Below are 20,796 nucleotides of genomic sequence, written 5' to 3'. Positions count from 1 at the left end.
TGTTGCCCGGAAATACGGGCAATCAGCGCCAGCGCTCTACCCACGCATCCAGCACCTTGCGGCTGTATGTGTGGCGGCCGTAGCTGCCGTTGTAGTAGGCCAGCGCATTGGGCATATTGCCCTTGGCCTTTTTGATGTAGTGCTTGAGGATGGTGCAGCCGTAACGGAGATTGGTTTCCATATCGATGAGGTTGTCTTCCGGACGACCGATCTCGTTTTTCCAGAAGGGCATAACCTGCATCATGCCTTGGGCCCCTACACGGGAGACCGCATAAGGGTCAAAGGCACTTTCGATCTGTATCACTGCCAGTACGATTTCCGGCTGTAATCCCGCGCGGGTCGCTTCCCGGTGAATCGCCTTGAGCACGTACAGGCGCTCTTCCGGGTCTTTGATGTAGCGCGCCAGCGGCTGGGACTTCGCCATCAACCACACTTCTGCATCGAAGCGGTCCACAAAGGAGTCCGCCTCGGTGACAGCGTCCTTCAGAGCCAACAATAGCTGCGGATCCGCTTCAATGGCCTGAGCGGATACCGGGTTGCTGAGTATTGCCAGCAGGACGGAGGTGATGGCTGCCCGGATCAATGTGGGATTTTCTCGAGCAGGATGTCCAGAATCTGATCCGCGGAAAATTCCTGGTTTTCGGAATCCCGTCGGCCTTTATATTCAATATTGCCTTTTTCAAGGCCGCGGTCGCCCACCACTATACGATGCGGGATGCCCAGCAGCTCCACGTCCGCGAGCATGGCACCCAGGCGTGCCTTGGGCTCATCCATCAGTAACACGTCGATGCCCCTGGCGGTCAGTGCCTCGTAGATATGCTCACATTTCTGCTGCACCGCCGCACTTTTCTGCATGTTGATCGGCACAATAGCCAGTTGGAAAGGGGCGATGGCCTCAGGCCAGATAATGCCTGCATCGTCGTGATTTTGCTCGATGGCCGCCGCCACCACGCGGGATACGCCGATACCATAGCAGCCCATGGTCATGACCTGTTCTTTGCCATTCTCGTCCAGCACTGTCGCGTTCATCGCTTCGCTGTACTTGGTGCCAAGCTGGAAGATGTGGCCGACCTCGATGCCGCGCTTGATTTCCAGGGTGCCCTGGCCATCGGGGCTGGCATCACCCGGAACCACATTGCGCAGGTCCTCGACGCGAGTGATGGCCACGTCCCGCTCCCAGTTCACACCGGTGAGGTGGTAGTCGTCTTTGTTGGCGCCGCACACGAAGTCCGCAAGGTGCGCCGCGGCGCGATCCACGATCACATCGATTTTCATACCGACCGGGCCGAGGGAGCCGATACCACAGCCCAGTTCTTCGGCAATACGCGCTTCCGGCGCAAACTGCAGCGGGCTGGCAACCCCCGCCAGTTTTTCCGCCTTCAGTTCGTTCAGGTCGTGATCGCCACGCAGTACGAGCGCCACCAGTGGTGCGGTCTCGCCCTCTTCTTCGGTCTCGCCCAGCACGATCAGGGTTTTCACCGAAGTGTTTGCGGCGATGCCGAAAGTCTCTTCAAGAGCAGCAATGGTCTTCTGGCCGGGGGTGTGCAGCTCGGCCATTTCTTTGGATGGGGCGGGGCGCTCGCCTGTCGGAGCGACCGCTTCCGCCAGTTCTACGTTTGCGGCGTAACGACTCTCGGTAGAGAAGGCGATATCGTCCTCGCCGCTCTGGGCCAGCACGTGGAATTCGTGGGAGTGCGAACCGCCGATAGATCCGGTATCCGCCAGTACCGGGCGGTAGTCGAGGCCGATGCGATCGAAGATGCGGCAGTAGGCATCGTGCATCACATCGTAGGTTTCCTGCAGGGAATCAGCGCCCAGATGGAATGAGTAGGCGTCCTTCATGGTGAACTCGCGCGCGCGCATGACACCGAAGCGGGGGCGGATCTCATCGCGGAATTTGGTCTGGATCTGGTAGAAATTTGCCGGCAGCTGCTTGTAGCTGTTGACCTCGGTGCGAATCAGATCGGTGATCACTTCCTCGTGGGTGGGGCCCAGGCAGAAGGCATTGTCGTGACGATCCTGAATTCGCAGCAGCTCGGGACCGTATTGCTGCCAGCGGCCGGATTCGTCCCACAGCTCGGCGGGCTGTACCACCGGCATAAGCACTTCCAGTGCGCCGGCATTGTTCATCTCTTCGCGCACAATGCGCTCCACCTTGCGCAGTACGCGCAGGCCGGTAGGCAGCCAGGTGTAGAGCCCGGAAGACAGGCGGCGGATCATGCCCGCGCGCAGCATCAGCTGATGGCTGATGACCACTGCGTCATTAGGGGTTTCTTTCTGGGTGGCAATCAGGTAGCGGGATGCGCGCATAGTGCTTTCTTAATTCTGTCCAGGAAATTTTTAGGGCGGTCATTTTACGCTGCCGAGGGCCCGTTTTGGTAGAGGAGCTGCCGGCAGTGGCTTTATATAGGGGATAAACAGGAGCTTATAAACAGAAAACCCCGCAAAAGCGGGGTTTTCGTGGCAGAAGGGGCGAGAATCAGGACTCAGCCATTTCCTTCAGCTTCTTCAGCGGGCGGATCTTAACCTGAATGCTCGCAGGCTTGGCCTTGAACATGGTCTCTTCGCCGGTGAAGGGGTTGATGCCTTTGCGCGCTTTCTTGGCCGGCTTCTTCACGGTGGTGATTTTCAGCAGGCCCGGCAGTGCGAATTCGCCCACGCCGCGCTTCTTAACGTGACCTTCGATCACATCGGTCAGCTCGTCCAGAACAGACTGAACCTGCTTGCGAGACAGTTCGGTCTTCTCGGCGATCTGGTTCAGGATCTGGGTTTTGGTGTATTTCTCTTTGATTGCAGTCACTTTCTTGGCCGGAGCGGCCTTGGCTGCTGCTTTCTTGGCTGGAGCCTTTTTGGCTGCAGTCTTCTTGGCGGGTGCTTTCTTAGCTGCTTTCTTCTTTGCGGCCATGTTAGCTTCCTTCCTTATGTAAGTGTTTTTTCCAGTGAAAGTGGGTGTACATCAAGGTTTGTCCAGCGGCGCCGCCGCGGCATACCCAAGTACTGAGCTGAAGTATATCCAGTTTTTTTCCGCGCGCACGGGGTTAAAACAGAAAAAAAGTGCTTTTTTTTAGGGTTTTGGCCGAAAAATGGCCCGGAAACCTCAGGCTCTGGGGGCACCGCGAGCACCGGGTTGCTTCAGTGAACAGGCTCCTTCTTCCGTCGCAAGTGCTCATGTATAATCTGCGCCCCTTTATATTCCGGGTATTAGCCATGCCTATATATGAATACCAATGCAAGGCCTGTGGGCACCAGATGGAAGCCCTGCAGCGTATGAGCGACGCTCCGCTGACCGACTGCCCCGCGTGCAACAAGGCGGAATTGAGCAAGAAAATCAGTGCCGCCGGGTTCCGCCTCAAGGGTGGGGGTTGGTACGAAACCGACTTCAAAACCGGCAGCAAGAAAAATCTCGCCGGCGATGCTGCCAAGCCCTCCGGCAAATCCGGTGGCTCGGAAGCCAAAGCCAGCTAAGCTGCAAAAGCTGAACAAAGACGATACTACTAAGGGAATAAGACTCCATGCGCACCGACTACTGTGGCGCCCTGCGATCCGCCGATATTGACCGCGAAGTAACTCTGTGTGGCTGGGTAGACCGCCGCCGTGATCACGGTGGGGTGATCTTTATCGACCTGCGCGATCGCGACGGCATCGCCCAGGTGGTCTTCGATCCTGACGCCGCAGAGCACTTTGAACTCGCCGACCGCGTGCGCAGTGAATACGTCCTGAAGGTGACCGGCCGTGTGCGCGCTCGCGCCCCGGAAGCGGTCAATCCGAACATGCAGACCGGTGAAATCGAGGTTTACGGCCTGCAGTTGGAGATCCTCAATAGCGCGGAAACCCCGCCGTTCCAGCTGGATGAGCACACTGCGGTGGGCGAAGACGTGCGCCTGAAGTACCGCTACCTGGATCTGCGCCGCAATGAAATGCAGCGCAACCTGCGTTTCCGCTCCCAAATCACCAACGCCATCCGTAACTATCTGGACGGTGAAGGTTTCTTGGATATCGAAACCCCGATCCTGACCCGTGCAACTCCGGAAGGCGCCCGTGATTATCTGGTGCCGAGCCGCACTCATGCCGGCAAGTTTTTCGCGCTGCCGCAGTCCCCGCAGCTGTTCAAGCAGCTGCTGATGGTGTCCGGCTTCGATCGCTACTACCAGATCGCCAAGTGCTTCCGCGACGAAGACCTGCGCGCAGACCGTCAGCCGGAATTTACCCAGATCGACATCGAGACCGCATTCCTCGATGAAAACGCCATCATGTCCATCACCGAGAACATGATTCGCAAGCTGTTCAAAGAGCTGAAAGGCGTCGAGTTGGGCGAGTTCCCACGCATGCCGTTCAGTGAGGCGATGGCGAAATTCGGTTCTGACAAGCCGGATCTGCGCATCCCGCTGGAGCTGGTGGACATCAAGGATCTGATGACACAAGTGGACTTCAAGGTGTTCTCCGGCCCGGCCAACGATCCGAAAGGCCGTGTGACCGCGCTGAAACTGCCCGGTGGCAACGACATGCTGACCCGCAAGCAGATCGACGACTACACCAAGTACGTGTCTATCTACGGCGCCAAGGGCCTGGCCTACATCAAGGTCAATGATAAGTCTGACCTGGAAGGTGGCCTGCAGTCCCCGATCGTCAAGTTCCTGCCCAACGACGTGCGCGCGGCGATCCTCGACCGTGTACAGGCAGAGAATGGCGACCTGATCTTCTTCGGCTCCGACAAGGCCAAGGTGGTTTCCGAAGCTCTCGGCGCACTGCGCTGCAAGCTGGGTGAAGACCTGAATCTGTACGTGTCCGAGTGGGCACCCCTGTGGGTTGTGGACTTCCCGATGTTTGAAGAGAACGACGACGGCAGTGTTACCGCGCTGCACCACCCGTTCACCGCGCCCTCCTGTTCCGCAGAGGAGCTGGAAAAGAACCCGCTGGAAGCTCTGTCCCGCGCCTACGACATGGTGCTAAACGGCACCGAGCTGGGCGGTGGCTCCATCCGTATCCACAACCAGGATATGCAACAGACCGTATTCCGCGCTCTCGGCATCGACGCCGAAGAGCAGCGCGAAAAGTTCGGCTTCCTGCTGGACGCACTGAAGTACGGTGCTCCGCCCCACGGCGGCCTGGCCTTCGGTCTCGACCGTCTGGTGATGCTGATGACCGACAGCGACTCCATCCGCGACGTCATCGCCTTCCCGAAAACCCAGAGCGCCGCCTGTGTGATGACTGACGCTCCGGGAGCGGTTGACGCCAAGCAGCTGCGCGAGCTGAGCATCCGCCTGCGCCAGAAAGAAGAGCAGGTAGGTTAAAGGCTAAGTTTTCTTCATCGTCATTCCGGCGCCTTTGCGTCATGCCGGACTCGATCCGGTAGGGAGTCCAGTGCGCAGGACCTCGGCCTGCGCCGGGGTGACGAACTTTGCAATAGCCAGAAATAGTAGAAAGACCGGAGATTTATCGATGGCAGGACACAGTAAATGGGCCAACATCAAGCACCGCAAGGCCGCCCAGGACGCCAAGCGCGGTAAGGTTTTCACCAAGATCATTCGCGAGCTCACCGTAGCCGCGAAAGGCGGTGCCAACCCGGATGACAACCCCACACTGCGCGCCACCATTGATAAAGCTCTGGGCGCGAACATGAAGCGCGACACCATCGACAAGGCCATCGCCCGCGGCGCTGGTAATACCGATGGGGAAAACTACGAGGCGGTGACCTACGAGGGGTACGGTGTCGGAGGTGTGGCAATTCTGGTGGAGTGTCTCACCGACAACCGCAATCGCACAGTTGCGGAGGTCCGCCACGCGTTCACCAAGCGCGGTGGCAATCTGGGAACCGATGGTTCGGTGGCCTATCTGTTTTCGCGCAAGGGGCAGATGTACTACGAGCCAGGCGTAGATGAAGATGCTCTGATGGAAGCGGCTCTGGAAGCAGGGGCGGAAGATATTCAGAGCAACGATGATGGCAGTATCGAGGTTACTACCGAATTCACCGATTATATGTCGGTGAAAGATGCACTGACCGAAGCGGGTTTCAAGCCGGACAATGCCGAAATCGCCATGATTCCGTCTACTACTGTGCCCATGGATAAAGACGGTGCGGAAAAGGTGATGGCACTGGTGGATATGCTGGAGGACCTGGACGACGTACAGAATGTGTACTCCAATGCGGAGATCCCGGAAGAGGTGATGGCAGAGCTGGGCTGAACCTTGACCGACTTTCTCCCAGAATGCCCCGCCACCGCGGGGCATTTTTGTATCTGACCGGGCATATCCTCTTCCCGCCTTGACGCCCAGTCCTCACCTTGGGAAACTTCCCGTCAACAATTGTATAAATGTACAGGGGGCAGCCCGCCGTGACCCGCATTCTGGGCATCGATCCCGGCTCACGCAAAACCGGTTACGGCCTGATCGACGTGGAGCGCTCCAATGCCCGCTATGTCGCCAGCGGTGTGATCAAACTCCCCGACGGCCCGCTGCCCGAGCGCCTGAAGCTCATATTTGACGCCGTCAGCCAGATTGCCCAGCAGTACCAGCCGCAGCAGATGGCGATCGAAAACGTGTTTATGTCGAAAAGCGCCGGCTCTGCGTTAAAGTTGGGCCAGGCCAGAGGCGCCGCCATCGTCGCCGCCACCCACGCGGATCTACCGGTTTCGGAATACGAAGCGCGCAAGGTGAAGCAGGCGGTGGTAGGTAATGGTGGCGCCGACAAGCTGCAGGTGCAGCATATGGTCAAAACCCTGCTCAAGCTGCCCGCTTCTCCGCAGGAGGATGCTGCAGACGCGCTGGCCGTTGCCTTGTGTCATATGCATACCATGCAGACGTTGATTCAAACCTCTGCCGGGAGTCGCACTCGGTTTCGGCGAGGGCGGCTTAGTGTTACTTGAGTTTGGCTTCGGTGGTGCGGCGGGTTTCGTGGCGCGCAGTCGGGGCGTTTGGTGGCGGCTCCGCTACCGGTGACACCTTCGCATTAGAGTTCAGCGTGCTTGATGCTTGCGGGGCTTACCCAGCTGTTGGGCAATGTACTGAAGTTAGAAATTAAGGTGCTGCTACCGATATTTGTTCGCGAGACCTTCCGCGAGAGGGACCTCGCGGAAGAGCCCCCATGGATGGGTTCACGGCGTGTCTCGCGAACAAATATCGGTAGCAGTGCCGCCCCGGAGCCTGAATTAAATGGGCCCGGGAACTGGAACTGAACCTCGGAATAACAATGATAGGAAGACTCACCGGCAAGCTGGCCGCAGTACAGCCCCCGCAACTCCTCGTCGACGTGCAGGGCGTGGGCTACGAAGTGTTGGCCCCCATGACCACCATTTTCGAACTGCCTCAACTGGGCGGCAATGTGCAATTGCATACCCACCTGGCGGTATCGGAAACCTCCCAGCAGCTGTTCGGCTTTATCCGCGAATCAGACCGCCAACTGTTCCGCACCCTCATCAAGGTCAACGGCGTCGGCCCCAAAATGGCCCTCGCCATCCTCTCCGGCCTCGACGGCGCCGCACTCGCCCGCTGTGTGGCCGACGACAACGTCGGCGCCCTGGTAAAAGTCCCCGGTGTCGGCAAGAAAACTGCCGAACGCCTGATTATCGAACTGCGCGGCAAGCTCACCCCGCAAACCGGCGATCTGGGCGACATCCCGCTGATGTCCACCAACGCCGAACCCAAAGTTGACCACGCCGGTGAAGCCGAAAGCGCCCTCGCCGCGCTGGGCTACAAGCCTACAGACGCCACCAAAATGGTCGCCCGCGCCGCCAAGGAACAGCCCGATGCCGACAGTGCCACCCTTATCCGCCTGGCGCTGAAAAGCATGGCTCCGGCCTGATCCTAAATAGTTGGCAAGAGATAGAGAGCATCCCGTGATTGAAGCCGACCGCCTGATCGCCCCCGAACCCCAGGGGCCCACCGGCCAGGAAGAACAGTACGACCGCGCCGTGCGCCCCAAAACCCTGTCCGACTATGTAGGTCAGCCGGTGGTGCGCGAGCAGATGGAAATCTTTATCCAGGCCGCCAAGCTGCGCAAAGAAGCGCTCGACCACACCCTGGTATTTGGTCCGCCCGGTCTCGGTAAAACCACTCTGGCGAATATCATTGCCGCGGAAATGGGGGTGGCAATCAAGACCACTTCCGGCCCGGTGCTGGAGAAGGCCGGTGATCTCGCCGCCATCATGACCAACCTCGAACCCGGGGACGTGCTGTTTATCGACGAGATCCACCGTCTCAGTCCTCATGTGGAAGAGGTGCTGTATCCAGCCATGGAAGACTATCAGCTGGATATCATGATCGGAGAGGGGCCGGCGGCGCGTTCCATCAAGCTGGATTTGCCGCCCTTTACCCTCGTGGGGGCCACCACACGAGCCGGGCTGCTCACCTCGCCATTGCGCGACCGTTTCGGCATCGTGCAGCGCCTCGAGTTTTACTCGGTGGAAGATCTCACCAGTATTGTCGCCCGCTCCGCCGGATTGATGGGTGTGGCGATGGATGAGGGGGGTGCCCACGAAGTGGCGCGCCGTGCCCGTGGCACCCCGCGTATCGCCAACCGTCTGCTGCGCCGGGTACGGGATTACGCCGAAGTGAAAAGCGACGGTCATGTGTGTGCGGAAACCGCGGACCTGGCATTGAACATGCTGAACGTGGATGCCAGCGGCTTCGATCAGCTCGACCGCCGCATGCTGCTCACCATGATCGAGAAGTTTGACGGCGGTCCGGTGGGGGTCGACAGCCTGGCGGCTGCGGTCAGCGAGGAGCGCGATACCATCGAGGATGTGCTGGAACCTTACCTGATTCAGCAGGGCTACCTGACCCGCACTCCCCGCGGCCGGGTGGTGACTGCACTGGCCTACCAGCACTTTGGTATTCCCAAGCCCGACCGAATCTGACTCGCAATTGTCGCTGGCCACACCTGACGAAGCGGTCTAGTTCCTGTAGCATGTCCGTCTAATATCGCCAGGAGGGCTCCACTTGAGTTGAAATCCTCCCGGTGTGACCCAAACCGCTATCAACAAGAAAAAGTCAGTTCGCGGTCGGCGAATTAAGGACGGTGCGTGTCAGAGCCCTTCAGTATTCCCATTCGTGTCTATATCGAGGATACAGACGCTGGCGGAATTGTTTATTACGTCAATTATTTAAAGTATATGGAGCGCGCGCGCACAGAATTGGTCCGTGCGCTCGGCTATGATAAACCCGCGATGCCGCAGCAGGGTTTGTTGCTCGTGGTGCATTCAGCGGAGGTTCAGTACCGTCGCTCTGCAATACTCGACGACGAACTCAGGGCCAGCGCCGCGGTGGCCAAGGTCGGCCGCGCCGCCGTGACCTTTGAGCAGAAAATCTGGCGCGGTAATGAAATTATTTGTGAGGGCGTGGTCAAAGTGGCCTGCGTGGATGACGCAAGCCGAAAGCCCTGCGCACTCCCAGAATCCATCCATCAAGCTTTGAAGGCAGCGAGTCAACATTCATGAATGCCGGTGAACAACTTTCTCTGTGGGGCCTGATTTCCAGTGCCAGCCTGCTGGTGCAGCTGGTCATGCTGATGCTGTTACTGGCCTCGGTCATTTCCTGGGTAATGATCATTCAGCGCGGAACCTATCTGTCCCGCGCACGCAAGTCCATGATCAACTTTGAGCGCAAGTTCTGGTCAGGTGCGGATCTGAACCAGCTGTTCCGCGACGGCAACGCCGCTGCCGAGAAAGGCAAGATCGACGGTGTTGAATCCCTGTTCCGCGCCGGCTTCACCGAATTTACCCGCCTGCGCCAGCAGGGCAAGAGTAGCCCTGCGGCGGTTATGGAAGGCACCGAGCGCGCCATGCGCGTGGCCATGTCCCGGGAGCAGGAAAAGGTGGAAATGAACCTGCCATTCCTCGCCACGGTCGGCTCCGTCAGTCCCTACATTGGCCTGTTTGGCACCGTGTGGGGGATCATGAATTCCTTCCGTGGTCTTGCCACCATGCATCAGGCCACCATTGCGACGGTCGCGCCGGGTATCTCCGAGGCGCTGGTCGCCACCGCCATGGGCCTGTTTGCGGCGATACCAGCGGTGATGGCATACAACCGGTATTCCGCTAAAGCGGAGTGGCTGCTATCCAGCTACGAGACGTTTGCCGAAGAGTTCTCTTCCATTCTGCACCGCAAAGTGCATGCCGCCGGTTAAGGCGCTGAACGCAACGCTGTGCAAAGAGCTGAATCATGAGCAATTTTCGCAAAGCCCCGAAGCGCAAGCTGGTCTCCGAGATCAACGTGGTGCCCTACATCGATGTGATGCTGGTGCTGCTGATCGTATTTATGGTGACCGCGCCGCTGTTGATGCAGGGCGTAAAGGTGGATCTCCCGGATGCACCGTCGGCCCCGATTGATGATACCGATGACGAGCCGTTGATCGTGTCGGTGAGGGCCGACGGCACTTATTATCTGAATCTCGGTGACGATGAGAAAGTCGCCAAACCGTTGAAAGAGATCAAGGAAACCGTGGCCAAGGTGCTGCGCCAGAAGCCGAAAACACCGGTGCTGGTATGGGGTGACACCGATGCCAAATACGGTCTGATCGTGGGCGCCATGACCCACCTGCAGCAGGCTGGCGCCCCCAGTGTGGGCCTGGTCACCGAGCCACCGTCGGAATGACCTGGAGCCAGTTGCAAGTATGAATCGCTCCTACGGCCCGGCCATTGTTATCAGTGTCGCACTGCACGCGTTGTTGATCGCGGTGCTGACTTTTGGCTGGGAGGCGGAACACAAGCGCGAACTGAAGCCAATGCCCAAGTTTGTGCAGGCCAAGCTGGTACAGCTGGAATCCAAGTCTGACAAACCCAAGGCGCCGCCCAAGGTAGATCTGCGCGAGAAGCGCCGCCAGCAGGAGCTGGAGCGTCAGCGTAGGGCCGAGGCGGAGAAAAAACGCAAGGCTGCAGCCGAGCGCAAGAAAAAGGAAGAAGCGGAGAAAAAGCGCAAGGCCGAAGAGGCGCGCAAGGAGAAAGAGCGCAAAGAGGCCGAGCGTAAAGAGCAGCTCAAGCAGGAGCGCAAAAGTGCGTTTGAGGACGCGCTTGAGGATGAGGAAGCGCTTCAGGACGCCAGCGACGACTCCGCGGCCGTAATGTCTGTAGCCCAGGCGATCCGCCAGCGTATTGTGCAGGTGTGGAGTCGCCCGCCCAGTGCCCGCAATGGCATGGTGGTCGAAGTGCAGATCAATTTTGTGCCCACCGGACGCGTGGTGGCCTCTACCATTACCAAAGGCAGTGGTAACCCCGCGGTGGATAGATCCGTACTGACTGCGGTCAAGAAGGTAGAAGTCTTCCCGGAAGTGGAAAAGGTGGCGCGCGAGGAGCCGTCACTGTTCGAGCGCCAGATTAGAACAACCAAACTGATATTCAGAGTCGAAGGCCTGCGCCAATGATGAAAAAAACAGTCTCTCTTCTCTTCGCCTCACTGCTTGGCTGCGTGCTGGCGGTTTCCGCCCGCGCCCAGCTGGTGGTGGAAATTGATGATGGCAATGACAATCCTACCCCGGTAGCGGTGGTGCCCTTTGATTGGGCGGGCAGCGGAGTGTTGCCGGAAGATGTGTCTTCCATAATCTCGGCCGACCTGCGTCGCAGTGGTCTGATCGCCCCGGTACCGCGGGAAGACATGCTGTCATTCCCGAAGAACCCGGAGGAGGTCAGTTTTCGTGACTGGCGCATGCTCGGCACCGAATATGTGGTCACCGGCCGTATGCAGCCTCAGGCGAATGGCTATCTGCTGAGTTTTGATCTCACCAATATCTTTGGTCAGCGCAAGGTCTTCACCAAGCAGGTCACCGGCGGCGCACAGCAGTTGCGGGATATCGCCCACCGTGCCGCCGACGAGATCTTTGAAGCGATCACCGGTATTCGCGGAGCTTTCGGTACCCAGATGGTGTACGTGCAGGAAACGCAGCGCGGTGGTCAACCCAGTTATGCGCTGATGCTGTCGGATATCGATGGGGCCCGCGCTCGACAGATTCGTCGCTTCAGTGCACCGGTGATGTCACCAAGCTGGTCACCCAATGGGCAGGAAGTGGCCTATGTGTCATTTGAGACAGGTCGTCCGGCTATTTTCCGCGAAAATATCCGCACCGGCGCCCGTCAGCAGCTGACGAACTTCAAGGGGCTGAACAGCTCTCCAACCTGGTCTCCCGATGGCTCCAAGCTGGCCATGGTGCTGTCGAAAGATGGCAATCCGGAGATTTATGTACTCGACCTGGCGTCCGGCCGTTTCACTCGCATGACCCGCCACTTCTCCATTGATACCGAACCGAACTGGATGCCAGACGGAAAATCGCTGGTTTTCACTTCTGACAGGGGAGGTAAGCCACAAATTTATCAATTGACTCTTGCCACGGGTCAAGTAGACCGCTTAACCTTCGACGGCGACTACAACGCGCGTCCGCGGGTATCTCCCGATGGCAAAACGCTGGTTATGGTGCATCGTAGCAGGGGGGTTTTTACTATCGCTACGATGGACATCGTATCCGGTCAAATGCGTGTCCTTACGGAGACGCGCCTGGACGAATCCCCGAGTATTGCGCCCAATGGCGCGATGCTGATGTACGCCACCAAGCGGGGGAGCAAGGGTATTCTAGCTGCGGTGTCGCTGGATGCCGGAGTGAAATACAGCCTGCCCTCTCAGCAGGGGAATGTCCGCGAGCCGGCGTGGTCGCCTTACTTTGATTGATGCAGTACCTGGCGCATTTCTTATTTTTTTGCGGCAAGTGTGAGATCAAACAAATAAGAAGAAGCGAAACCCTGATTTAATCCTGGGTTTTACCCCTTACAGGATTTCTCGATAACACTAAAGCGGAGTTGTTTATGTTCAAATCAGTAAAAACCGGCTTGGGCCTGGCGTGTGTACTGGCAGTAATGGCCGGTTGTTCCAGCACCGATACCGACGATAGCGCGAACCAGCAAGTAGTTGATCAGACCCCACCTCCTGTGGTTGAAGACACCACTGCTACCGAAACCGCAGTTCCGCTGGACAACGTCGTTTACTTCGACTTCGACCAGAGCCTGTTGAAGCCTTCCACCCGTGAGCTGCTGATCAAGCACGCTGACCGTATGCGCGGCGCCGCTGGCACCGTTCGCCTGGAAGGCCACGCTGACGAGCTGGGTACCCGTGAATACAACCTGGCACTGGGTGAGCGTCGCGCCAACGCGGTTCGCGACTTCCTGGTACTTCAAGGCGTAAACGCTGCCAACCTGGAAGTGATCAGCTACGGTGAAGAGCGCCCGGCTCAGGAAGGTTCCAGCGAGAGCGCACGTGCAATGAACCGTCGCGTGGTAATCAACTAATCTAGAAGCATGCAATTGTCTTTTTTGATTAGAAGTATCGCGATAGCCGCAGCCAGTTTGGCTGCGGCTTCGTCCGTATTCGCGCAGGCGCCGGTGGTGGATCTGTCCAGTGGCAGCTCCGTCAACCAGGGCACTGCAACCCCTCCTCCCCCCAGTTATCCACAGCTGGCGGCACGTACCAATACCTCGGCAGGTAACCTGCAGGCGAACCCGCAGGCGGATGCCTACTACCAGATGCAGGTACTGCAGCAGGAAGTTCAGGAATTGCGTGGCGCGGTGGAGGAGCTCAGGCACGAGGTCAAGCGGTTGCGCCAGCAGCGCACCGAAGACTACATGAACCTTGACCGCCGTATATCCAAGCTCGACGGTGCAGCGCCGGCGGATGGTGCGCCATCCGGGAGTGAATCCGGTACCAGTGCGTCAAGCAGCGGGCCTGCCCCAACCGCTGGCGGTGGTTCAGCCCCAGAGGCGAGCGAAAGTGAGCGCGACCGCTACCAGGCGAGTTTCGGCCTTGCCCGCAATGGTGATTACGCAGGGGCCAGTAAAGCGTTCAAGAGTCTGCTGGAGGATTATCCGAACGGGCAATACGCCCCGAATGCCAACTACTGGCTGGGTGAAATCGCTCTGGTGCAGGGGAATATAGAAGAGGCCCGCACCTGGTTTGTGGCGCTTCTGGACGGTTACCCCAACTCAAGCAAAGTATGGGATGGCCGCTATAAGCTCGGTACCGTATATCACCAGCTGGGCGACAATGCGAAAGCCAAGGAGTTGCTGGAGCAGGTGGCAGCGAGCGATCAGCGCGCCTCCAATCTGGCGAAGCAGTACCTCAAAGAAAATTTCTAAGGCCGCTTTCTCTGTGGCCTGACACCTCGCCGGCAGAGGGAGGTTAAACCAGCGGTGCTGGTTTTGTGATCAAAAAAACTCTATGATCCCGCGCCCGGAGGGTACTAACCCTCCGGGCGTTTTTGTTTGTGCCGGCGCGCGCGTTATCGCCTGTCCGGACAAGTTTTACGATCTGAGCGGTATATGGCCGAGTTGAAGACTGAATTAAGCCGAAGTGAAAAAGCTGTGGACCTGACCGCAGAGTCTCTGCGTATCAGTGAGCTTTTCTATTCGCTGCAGGGGGAGGCCCGGGATAGCGGTCTGCTCACGGTGTTCGTGCGTCTGACCGGCTGTCCATTGCGCTGTACCTACTGTGACTCTGAGTACGCCTTTTACGGTGGCGAGCGCATGACGCTGGCCGAGATCTTGCAAAAAGTGCAGTCTTATCCGGCGCGCCATGTGTGTGTTACCGGTGGCGAGCCACTTGCGCAGCCCAACTGCATCCCGCTGATGGAAGCCCTGTGCAATGCCGGCTACCAGGTTTCCCTGGAAACCAGTGGCGCCATGCCGGTGGATCTAGTGGATGAGCGGGTATCTCGTGTGGTCGACCTCAAGACACCGGCCTCGGGCGAGCAGGGGCGAAACCGCATGGAAAACATCCCGTTGCTGGGCCGAAAGGACCAGATCAAGTTTGTGATCTGTGATCGTGGCGATTACGACTGGGCGCGCTTTACCCTGGACCAGTACCAGCTTGCCGAGCGCGTGGGCGAAGTGCTTTTCTCCCCCAGTTACGAACAGCTGGCCCCGCGCCAGCTGGCGGAGTGGATTTTGGAGGACGGGCTGCCGGTGCGTATGCAGATGCAGCTTCACAAGCTGCTGTGGGGCGATATCCCGGGCGTTTGATTCCTGTTTCAACTTCTTCCCTATTAAACCGAACCCAATTGGCAGAACTATGAGCAGCAAAAAAGCAGTCGTACTACTCTCCGGCGGTCTGGATTCCGCCACCGTCCTGGCCATGGCCCGGGCAGAGGGCTACGAGTGTTTTGCCCTGGGGTTTGATTACGGCCAGCGCCACAGCGCCGAATTGATGGCTGCCCAGCGTGTAGCCGCCGATCTGGACGCCCGCGAGCACAAGGTTGTGAAGCTGGACCTGCGAGTCATAGGTGGCTCCGCGTTAACTGACGATAGTATCGATGTGCCGGAAGAAGAGACTTCCGGTATTCCCGTTACCTATGTGCCGGCCCGCAATACTGTGTTCCTGTCAATTGCCCTTGGTTGGGCGGAAGTGCTGGGAGCGCAGGATATTTTTGTGGGTGTGAATGCGGTTGACTACTCTGGGTATCCGGATTGTCGCCCAGATTACATCGATGCCTTTGAGAAAATGGCCAATCTGGCCACCCGCGCCGGGGTCGAGGGCAATAGGCTGAGCATCCATGCACCGCTGATGAAGATGAGCAAGGCGGATATCGTCAAGCGTGGGAGTGAGTTGGGTGTGGATTACAGCCTGACGGTAAGCTGTTATCAGGCACTACCGAATGGTGCGGCCTGCGGGCGTTGTGACAGCTGTCGCCTGCGCGCGGCCGGATTTGCCGAGGCAGGCCTGGCGGATCCCACGGTCTACGCCTGAACTGGTGGATTTTCGCGGAAGGCGCGGGTGCCTCAGTTGGCGCCAACGGGGGATCTAAGCCCTTATATTTGCTAGAAATTTTTTTGTAACCGGGACTTGTGTTTTCGAATTAGATCCGTAAGATACGCAGCTCCTCAGGTAGAGGGGTCAAGGGTCGTTAGCTCAGTTGGTAGAGCAGTTGGCTTTTAACCAATTGGTCGCTGGTTCGAATCCAGCACGACCCACCATCTTCCCTCCTGTGCCGGTACTCCGATTCGCTGTCGAGCCGGTGCTTATTATAAGGCTCGTAGCAAGTACGGGTTATTTATATACAAGCAGTTTTGCCTTACTCCATGAGTGATGGGCAGTCTTAAGGGTCGTTAGCTCAGTTGGTAGAGCAGTTGGCTTTTAACCAATTGGTCGCTGGTTCGAGTCCAGCACGACCCACCATTTCCTTAAGTCCCCTCAGCTGATCTCTTTACGTCCGCGCGCTGTATCACGCCGTCGTACCCGCTTCTGCGCCACCCTAAAATGCTTGTGAAACGAAAGCAGGAGTGGTGGTTGTGGCGCGAAGATCGGCGAATTGATTCTGGACCGGTATAATGCCGGCCTTCCCGTGAGCACCCTGAAAACTTACGCAGATACTCCACGTACTAACCCACGTAAAAAACTATGACAGACAGCAGCGAGAAAATTGCTTCCAACGCCCCGGCCCCCAACGCGATTGATGCCCGTGATTTTGTGCAGGATCACCTGACGCACCCGGCTGCACATGAATACAGTGCGGAAGAGCTGGACCTTTGGCGCGAGCGAATCAAGCGCCTGCTGAAGGAGCAGAATGCGGTACTGGTTGCACATTACTATACCGACCCGCTGATTCAGGCTCTGGCGGAAGAGACGGGGGGCTGCGTTTCGGACTCTCTGGAAATGGCCCGTTTTGGCGCCCAGCACCAGGCGGATACCCTGATCGTTGCCGGGGTAAAGTTTATGGGAGAGACCGCTAAGATCCTGACTCCGAACAAGCGTGTACTGATGCCGACTCTGGAGGCGACCTGCTCGCTGGATCTCGGCTGCCCGATCGATGAATTTTCCGCGTTTTGCGACCAGCACCCTGATCGCACCGTGGTGGTGTACGCGAATACCTCGGCGGCGGTAAAAGCCCGTGCCGACTGGGTAGTGACCTCGAGTATCGCGCTGGACGTGGTCGATCACCTGGATAGTCAGGGCGAAAAAATTCTGTGGGCACCGGACAAACATCTCGGCAGTTACGTGCAAAAGCAGACCGGTGCCGACGTGTTGTTGTGGGATGCTGCCTGTATCGTGCATGAGGAATTCAAGGCGAAGGGCGTTGCAGATCTGAAAGCCATGTACCCGGAAGCGCTGGTGCTGGTACACCCGGAATCCCCGGCGGCTGTGGTTGAATTGGCGGATGTAGTGGGTTCCACCTCGCAGATCATCAACGCCGCGAAAACCCGTCCCAACAAACAGTTTATCGTCGCCACCGACCAGGGCATTTTCTACAAAATGCAGCAGCAGTGTCCGGACAAGGAGCTGATCATCGCGCCGACCGCGGGCTCCGGTGCCACCTGCCGCAGCTGTGCAAATTGCCCGTGGATGGCGATGAACTCGCTTGAGAATCTGTGTGGTGTACTGGAGCGCGGCGATAACGAAATCTTTGTGGATCCGGAGCTGGGCAAGCGGGCGATGATTCCGCTGCAGCGGATGCTGGATTTCCGCAAGCCCCTGGATTGAGGCTTGCCTGGTGGTTTTAAAGCTGGTCCGGTGGCGGCAAAGCACCGGGTATCTGTTTTTGAAACCGCTGTGAATACATCCATGTACGCTGCGTCGGCGACGTCCCTGTCGCCGACGCTTTCAAAAACAGATCCCCGCCACTCTGCCTTCAGTCAAAACTATTGAGCTTCGAACTTAAAGCTCCTTAGCTTTCTCCTGCATCTTGATCACATCTTTCATGCGCTGTTCCAGAATCGCGTGGGTCTGGTAATCGTTTTTCGCCAGGCGCACCCCGTGGCGCAGGTGCTGCAGTGCCTTGTCGAACACGCCATTGAGTATGTAATACTCCGCGCGCGCCTCGTGCACACCCACGATATCCCCAGCGAGACCGTGGGTCTCCGCCAGTAAATACCACACCGCTGGATCCTTGCGGCGCACACGGCTGTGCTTTTTCAGTATCCGTTCCGCTGCCAGGTAGTTGCCCGCTTTAAAGTGAGCGTTAGCCAGGCCCATGATCAGCGCATGGTTTTTCGGGCTTTCATTTACCGCTTTTTGCAGCCGACTGGTGGCGCTGGTGTAATCCTGGCGTGCCAGGTCGATATCCGCGCGGGCCAGAATAAAAGCATCCTTATCGGGCTCTTTGTCCAGCAGTGGCTGCAGGGTGTCGATGGCGGAGTCGGGTTTGCCGGCGGCGGTCTGGGCCAGGGCCAGGCCGTAGCGGGCGGCGTCTTCGTTGTCGTTGATGCCGCGCAATTCCGCCTGGAAGCGTTTGACCGCCTGCTGCGGGGTGGCCTCGGCGGCGACACGGATGCGGGCGCGCATCAGATGGTATTCGCGGCTGTCCCGCAGGGGCACTTTTTCCATGCGGTTGGCGCGCAGCTTGGCGTCGGCAATCCGCTTTTCCGTCACCGGGTGCGTCAGCAGGAATTCCGGCGGGCGGCGGTAGTAGCGGGTGGCCTTGAGCATCTGCTCGAACATTTCACCGGCGGCCTGTGGGTCCATCCCGGCCTTGGCCAGGGTTTCGATGCCCACCCGGTCGGCTTCCTGTTCGTTCTGGCGGGAAAAACGCAGTTGATTGTCGAGGGCAGCCGCCTGGGTGGCTGTCATTGCGGCGAGTCCCGCATCACCGCCGGCGGTGGCCGCGAGTACCAGGGCGCCGAGCATACCGGCGAGGGTGGGCAGGGTGCTGTTGCGTTGGGCCTCAAGAGAGCGCGCGTAGTGGCGCTGGCTCAAGTGCGCCAGTTCGTGGGCAAGCACCGAGGCGAACTGATCTTCGTTCTCGGCAAACAGAAACAGGCCGGTGTGTACACCGACCACACCGCCGGGTACGGCGAAGGCGTTCATGGTGTCGTTGTTGACCACCACCACATCCAGGGATTTGTCTTCCAGCGGGCTGTACTCCGCCAGTGATTTGAGCGAGTTTTCCACATACTGCTGGAGCAGGGCGTCGCTGGAGGTGCGCACCTGGCTGCGGAACATCCGCAGCCACATGCTGCCCAGCTCCTTCTCGCGTGCACGGGATACCAGGCCACTGCTGGAGTCGCCCAGCATGGGCAGCTGGATATGGTGGTCGTCTTGCGCCGTGGCCGCGATAGGCGCGGCGGTCAATAACAGGCCGGTAGCCAGGCTGGTGGCGAAGCCGCGCGCGCGCCGGCGCAGGCGCGCGCAGCCGAAGCGGATTCGGTGTCGGAATGCTGTGAGGTTCTCGGTCATAATCTAACTGCGCCTGCCGGGTTTCCTACGGCTAACACTATACGTAACCCTGTGAGACTGTCGAGGTTTTGATCAATTCTGGGGCAAAAGCTTCTGCCTCATGACCCATTGACCAGACGTGGCCGGTATAATTCGCGGCATTAACGGTTCTTTACCGCATTTTTATGACCACGACCACACAACAGGCCGCACAACGCCAGGATGTCCATTGGGAGGATGCCTTAAGGGTAGATGCCAGTGGGCTTCCTTGCCCGCAGCCGCTGCTCGCCATGCGGCGAGCACTCAAGCAATTGGCGCCGGGGGAACTGCTGCACCTGATCGCCACAGATCCTGCATCCCAGCGGGATATTCGCAGCTTTTGCGACCTGAGTGGTGTACCTTTGGCGCGTGTCGAAACGGACGGCGAGGCTTTCCACTTCTGGTTGCAGCAGATTTAATGCGCTGAATCGCCGGTCATGCGGCTGGGGCGTTGGCGCCCCACGCTGTGTCATCAAATAACCGAACACACTTCAATCGGAGTCTCGAGAGAACAGCTTTTATGTATGCGATTGTAAAGGGGTGGGTAAATCGCTATTTCGGTCAGGAAGAGGTGGTACTGCTGGTACTGCTGTTGCTGGCGGCCATGATTGTCCTTGCCACACTGGGTGGTGTGCTGGCACCGGTGCTTGCGGCACTGGTGATCGCCTTCCTGATGCAGGGCATGGTGCAGCGGCTGGAGTCGTGGAAGGTTCCGCACTGGCTGTCGGTGACCATTGCCTGCCTGGTGCTGGTGGGCACCATCGTCGGCCTGTTGTTTGTGGTGATGCCGATTATCTGGCGCCAGACCGCGCGCCTGTTCGCCGAGCTTCCGAATATGATTGCCAGTGGTCAGGACCTGCTGATCCTGCTGCCGGAACAGTACCCGCGCCTGGTTACCGCCGAGCAGATTGACGAGATCTTCAGCACGATCGGGAGCGAGCTGGGCAATTTTGGCCAGACAGTGCTGACCTTTTCCCTTGCGAATATCCCGGTACTGGCGGCGGTGCTGATCTACCTGGTGGTGGTGCCGATTCTGGTATTTTTCTTTCTTAAGGACTCCAACAAGCTGCTGCGCTGGTGCGCCTCTTTTCTGCCACACCAGCGCCCGATGCTGCGTCAGATCTGGTACGAGATGAACGACCAGGTAGCCAACTACGTGCGCGGCAAGGTGATAGAGATCGCCATTGTTGCGGTGGTGAGTTATGTGGCCTTCCTGCTGCTCGGCGTGAATTACGCCCTGCTGCTGGCGGTGGCGGTGGGACTGTCGGTGTTGATTCCCTATATCGGCGCGGCGGTGGTCACCATCCCGGTAGCGGCCATCGGCCTGTTCCAGTGGGGCTGGAGCAGTGAGTTTTTCTGGTTGATGTTCGCCTACGGCATCATCCAGCTGCTGGACGGTAACGTGCTGGTGCCTATCCTGTTCTCCGAGGCGGTCAACCTGCACCCGGTGGCGATTATCCTCGCGGTACTGGTATTTGGTGGTATCTGGGGCTTCTGGGGCGTTTTCTTCGCCATCCCTCTGGCAACCCTGGCCAAAGCCATTCTCAACGCCTGGCCCACCAGTGAGCACCAGGCGGAATGGGCGCGGGAAGCCGCCACCACCGGTGGCGAAGAGCGCTAAACCGGCGCGCTCATTACTGTTTC

Annotated in this window: 22 protein-coding genes and 2 tRNA genes; 20 read left to right on the top strand and 4 right to left on the bottom strand. The window is 58.5% G+C overall.

The annotated features are described in order from the left end of the window. Nucleotides 1-22: 22 nt before the first annotated feature. The 3 genes from AU11_RS07485 to AU11_RS07475 form a co-directional block, all read right to left on the bottom strand. A complete protein-coding gene (locus AU11_RS07485) occupies nt 23-583 on the bottom strand; it encodes a transglycosylase SLT domain-containing protein (protein WP_043317615.1) in 561 nt (186 codons plus the stop codon). Further along, nucleotides 580-2,310: a proline--tRNA ligase gene (locus AU11_RS07480; RefSeq protein WP_043317614.1), complete on the bottom strand. Its 1,731-nt coding sequence runs from the start codon at nt 2,308-2,310 to the stop codon at nt 580-582. Before AU11_RS07480 ends, AU11_RS07485 begins: the two co-directional genes overlap by 4 nt. Nucleotides 2,311-2,479: 169 nt before the next feature. Continuing rightward, nucleotides 2,480-2,905 carry an HU family DNA-binding protein gene (locus AU11_RS07475; protein ID WP_043317612.1) on the bottom strand — a complete coding sequence of 142 codons (426 nt, stop codon included), beginning with the start codon at nt 2,903-2,905 and terminating at the stop codon, nt 2,480-2,482. 302 nt (nt 2,906-3,207) lie between these two features. Here AU11_RS07475 and AU11_RS07470 point away from each other — a divergent pair, with 302 nt between their 5' ends. The 18 genes from AU11_RS07470 to nadA all read left to right on the top strand — a co-directional run bounded on the left by AU11_RS07470 (nt 3,208) and on the right by nadA (nt 17,442). After that, on the top strand, nt 3,208-3,465 hold the full coding sequence (locus AU11_RS07470) for an FmdB family zinc ribbon protein (RefSeq protein ID WP_043317610.1): 258 nt from the start codon (nt 3,208-3,210) through the stop codon (nt 3,463-3,465). 47 nt (nt 3,466-3,512) lie between these two features. Then, the gene (aspS, locus tag AU11_RS07465; protein WP_043317608.1) at nt 3,513-5,291 is read left to right on the top strand and encodes an aspartate--tRNA ligase; all 1,779 of its coding nucleotides are present in this window, start codon (nt 3,513-3,515) and stop codon (nt 5,289-5,291) included. A 148-nt stretch (nt 5,292-5,439) separates the two neighbouring features. Continuing rightward, nucleotides 5,440-6,183 (top strand): YebC/PmpR family DNA-binding transcriptional regulator, encoded by a 744-nt coding sequence (locus tag AU11_RS07460; RefSeq protein ID WP_043317606.1) that lies wholly within the window; start codon nt 5,440-5,442, stop codon nt 6,181-6,183. A gap of 149 nt (nt 6,184-6,332) precedes the next feature. Beyond that, nucleotides 6,333-6,863 (top strand): crossover junction endodeoxyribonuclease RuvC, encoded by a 531-nt coding sequence (gene ruvC, locus AU11_RS07455; RefSeq protein ID WP_156035173.1) that lies wholly within the window; start codon nt 6,333-6,335, stop codon nt 6,861-6,863. A gap of 323 nt (nt 6,864-7,186) precedes the next feature. Continuing rightward, entirely contained in the window at nt 7,187-7,798 is a 612-nt protein-coding gene (ruvA, locus tag AU11_RS07445) for a Holliday junction branch migration protein RuvA (RefSeq protein ID WP_043317600.1), read from the top strand. A 34-nt stretch (nt 7,799-7,832) separates the two neighbouring features. Continuing rightward, entirely contained in the window at nt 7,833-8,852 is a 1,020-nt protein-coding gene (gene ruvB / locus AU11_RS07440) for a Holliday junction branch migration DNA helicase RuvB (protein WP_043317598.1), read from the top strand. Between the two features lie 165 nt (nt 8,853-9,017). Then, nucleotides 9,018-9,431 carry a tol-pal system-associated acyl-CoA thioesterase gene (gene ybgC, locus AU11_RS07435; protein WP_043317597.1) on the top strand — a complete coding sequence of 138 codons (414 nt, stop codon included), beginning with the start codon at nt 9,018-9,020 and terminating at the stop codon, nt 9,429-9,431. After that, complete coding sequence (tolQ, locus tag AU11_RS07430) at nt 9,428-10,120, top strand: protein TolQ (RefSeq protein ID WP_043317595.1); 693 nt, start codon at nt 9,428-9,430, stop codon at nt 10,118-10,120. The genes ybgC and tolQ overlap by 4 nt, the downstream gene beginning before the upstream one ends. Before the next feature lie 35 nt (nt 10,121-10,155). After that, nucleotides 10,156-10,587, top strand: coding sequence for a protein TolR (gene tolR, locus AU11_RS07425; RefSeq protein WP_043317593.1), 432 nt, complete (start codon nt 10,156-10,158; stop codon nt 10,585-10,587). Between the two features lie 19 nt (nt 10,588-10,606). After that, nucleotides 10,607-11,353, top strand: coding sequence for a cell envelope integrity protein TolA (gene tolA / locus AU11_RS07420; RefSeq protein WP_043317591.1), 747 nt, complete (start codon nt 10,607-10,609; stop codon nt 11,351-11,353). After that, entirely contained in the window at nt 11,353-12,648 is a 1,296-nt protein-coding gene (gene tolB, locus AU11_RS07415) for a Tol-Pal system beta propeller repeat protein TolB (RefSeq protein WP_369797801.1), read from the top strand. The genes tolA and tolB overlap by 1 nt, the downstream gene beginning before the upstream one ends. Nucleotides 12,649-12,782: 134 nt before the next feature. Next, nucleotides 12,783-13,262 (top strand): OmpA family protein, encoded by a 480-nt coding sequence (locus tag AU11_RS07410; protein WP_043317587.1) that lies wholly within the window; start codon nt 12,783-12,785, stop codon nt 13,260-13,262. 15 nt (nt 13,263-13,277) lie between these two features. Then, nucleotides 13,278-14,105, top strand: a complete 828-nt coding sequence (gene ybgF / locus AU11_RS07405) for a tol-pal system protein YbgF (protein WP_231491673.1) — start codon at nt 13,278-13,280, stop codon at nt 14,103-14,105. 183 nt (nt 14,106-14,288) lie between these two features. Continuing rightward, the gene (gene queE / locus AU11_RS07400; protein ID WP_081847981.1) at nt 14,289-14,987 is read left to right on the top strand and encodes a 7-carboxy-7-deazaguanine synthase QueE; all 699 of its coding nucleotides are present in this window, start codon (nt 14,289-14,291) and stop codon (nt 14,985-14,987) included. Nucleotides 14,988-15,036: 49 nt separating this feature from the next. Further along, entirely contained in the window at nt 15,037-15,711 is a 675-nt protein-coding gene (gene queC / locus AU11_RS07395; RefSeq protein WP_043317585.1) for a 7-cyano-7-deazaguanine synthase QueC, read from the top strand. Nucleotides 15,712-15,862: 151 nt separating this feature from the next. Next, nucleotides 15,863-15,938 (top strand) — tRNA-Lys (locus AU11_RS07390). 126 nt (nt 15,939-16,064) lie between these two features. Beyond that, nucleotides 16,065-16,140: transfer RNA gene (locus tag AU11_RS07385), tRNA-Lys, on the top strand. 222 nt (nt 16,141-16,362) lie between these two features. Next, a complete protein-coding gene (nadA, locus tag AU11_RS07380) occupies nt 16,363-17,442 on the top strand; it encodes a quinolinate synthase NadA (RefSeq protein WP_043317583.1) in 1,080 nt (359 codons plus the stop codon). Between the two features lie 174 nt (nt 17,443-17,616). Here the strand turns inward: nadA and AU11_RS07375 are convergent, their stop codons facing one another. Next, nucleotides 17,617-19,134 (bottom strand): M48 family metalloprotease, encoded by a 1,518-nt coding sequence (locus AU11_RS07375; RefSeq protein ID WP_051687021.1) that lies wholly within the window; start codon nt 19,132-19,134, stop codon nt 17,617-17,619. 164 nt (nt 19,135-19,298) lie between these two features. Here AU11_RS07375 and AU11_RS07370 point away from each other — a divergent pair, with 164 nt between their 5' ends. Together AU11_RS07370 and AU11_RS07365 are read left to right on the top strand one after the other, a co-directional pair. Continuing rightward, nucleotides 19,299-19,571 (top strand): sulfurtransferase TusA family protein, encoded by a 273-nt coding sequence (locus tag AU11_RS07370; RefSeq protein ID WP_043317581.1) that lies wholly within the window; start codon nt 19,299-19,301, stop codon nt 19,569-19,571. A gap of 101 nt (nt 19,572-19,672) precedes the next feature. Beyond that, nucleotides 19,673-20,773 (top strand): AI-2E family transporter, encoded by a 1,101-nt coding sequence (locus AU11_RS07365; protein WP_043317579.1) that lies wholly within the window; start codon nt 19,673-19,675, stop codon nt 20,771-20,773. The last annotated feature ends 23 nt before the right edge of the window (nt 20,774-20,796 follow it).

It is taken from the genome of Microbulbifer sp. HZ11, from assembly GCF_000708675.1.
Taxonomy (GTDB): Bacteria; Pseudomonadota; Gammaproteobacteria; order Pseudomonadales; family Cellvibrionaceae; genus Microbulbifer.
The sequence above is the reverse complement of the archived record's forward strand: the minus strand, read 5'-3'. Positions and strand labels throughout refer to the sequence as shown.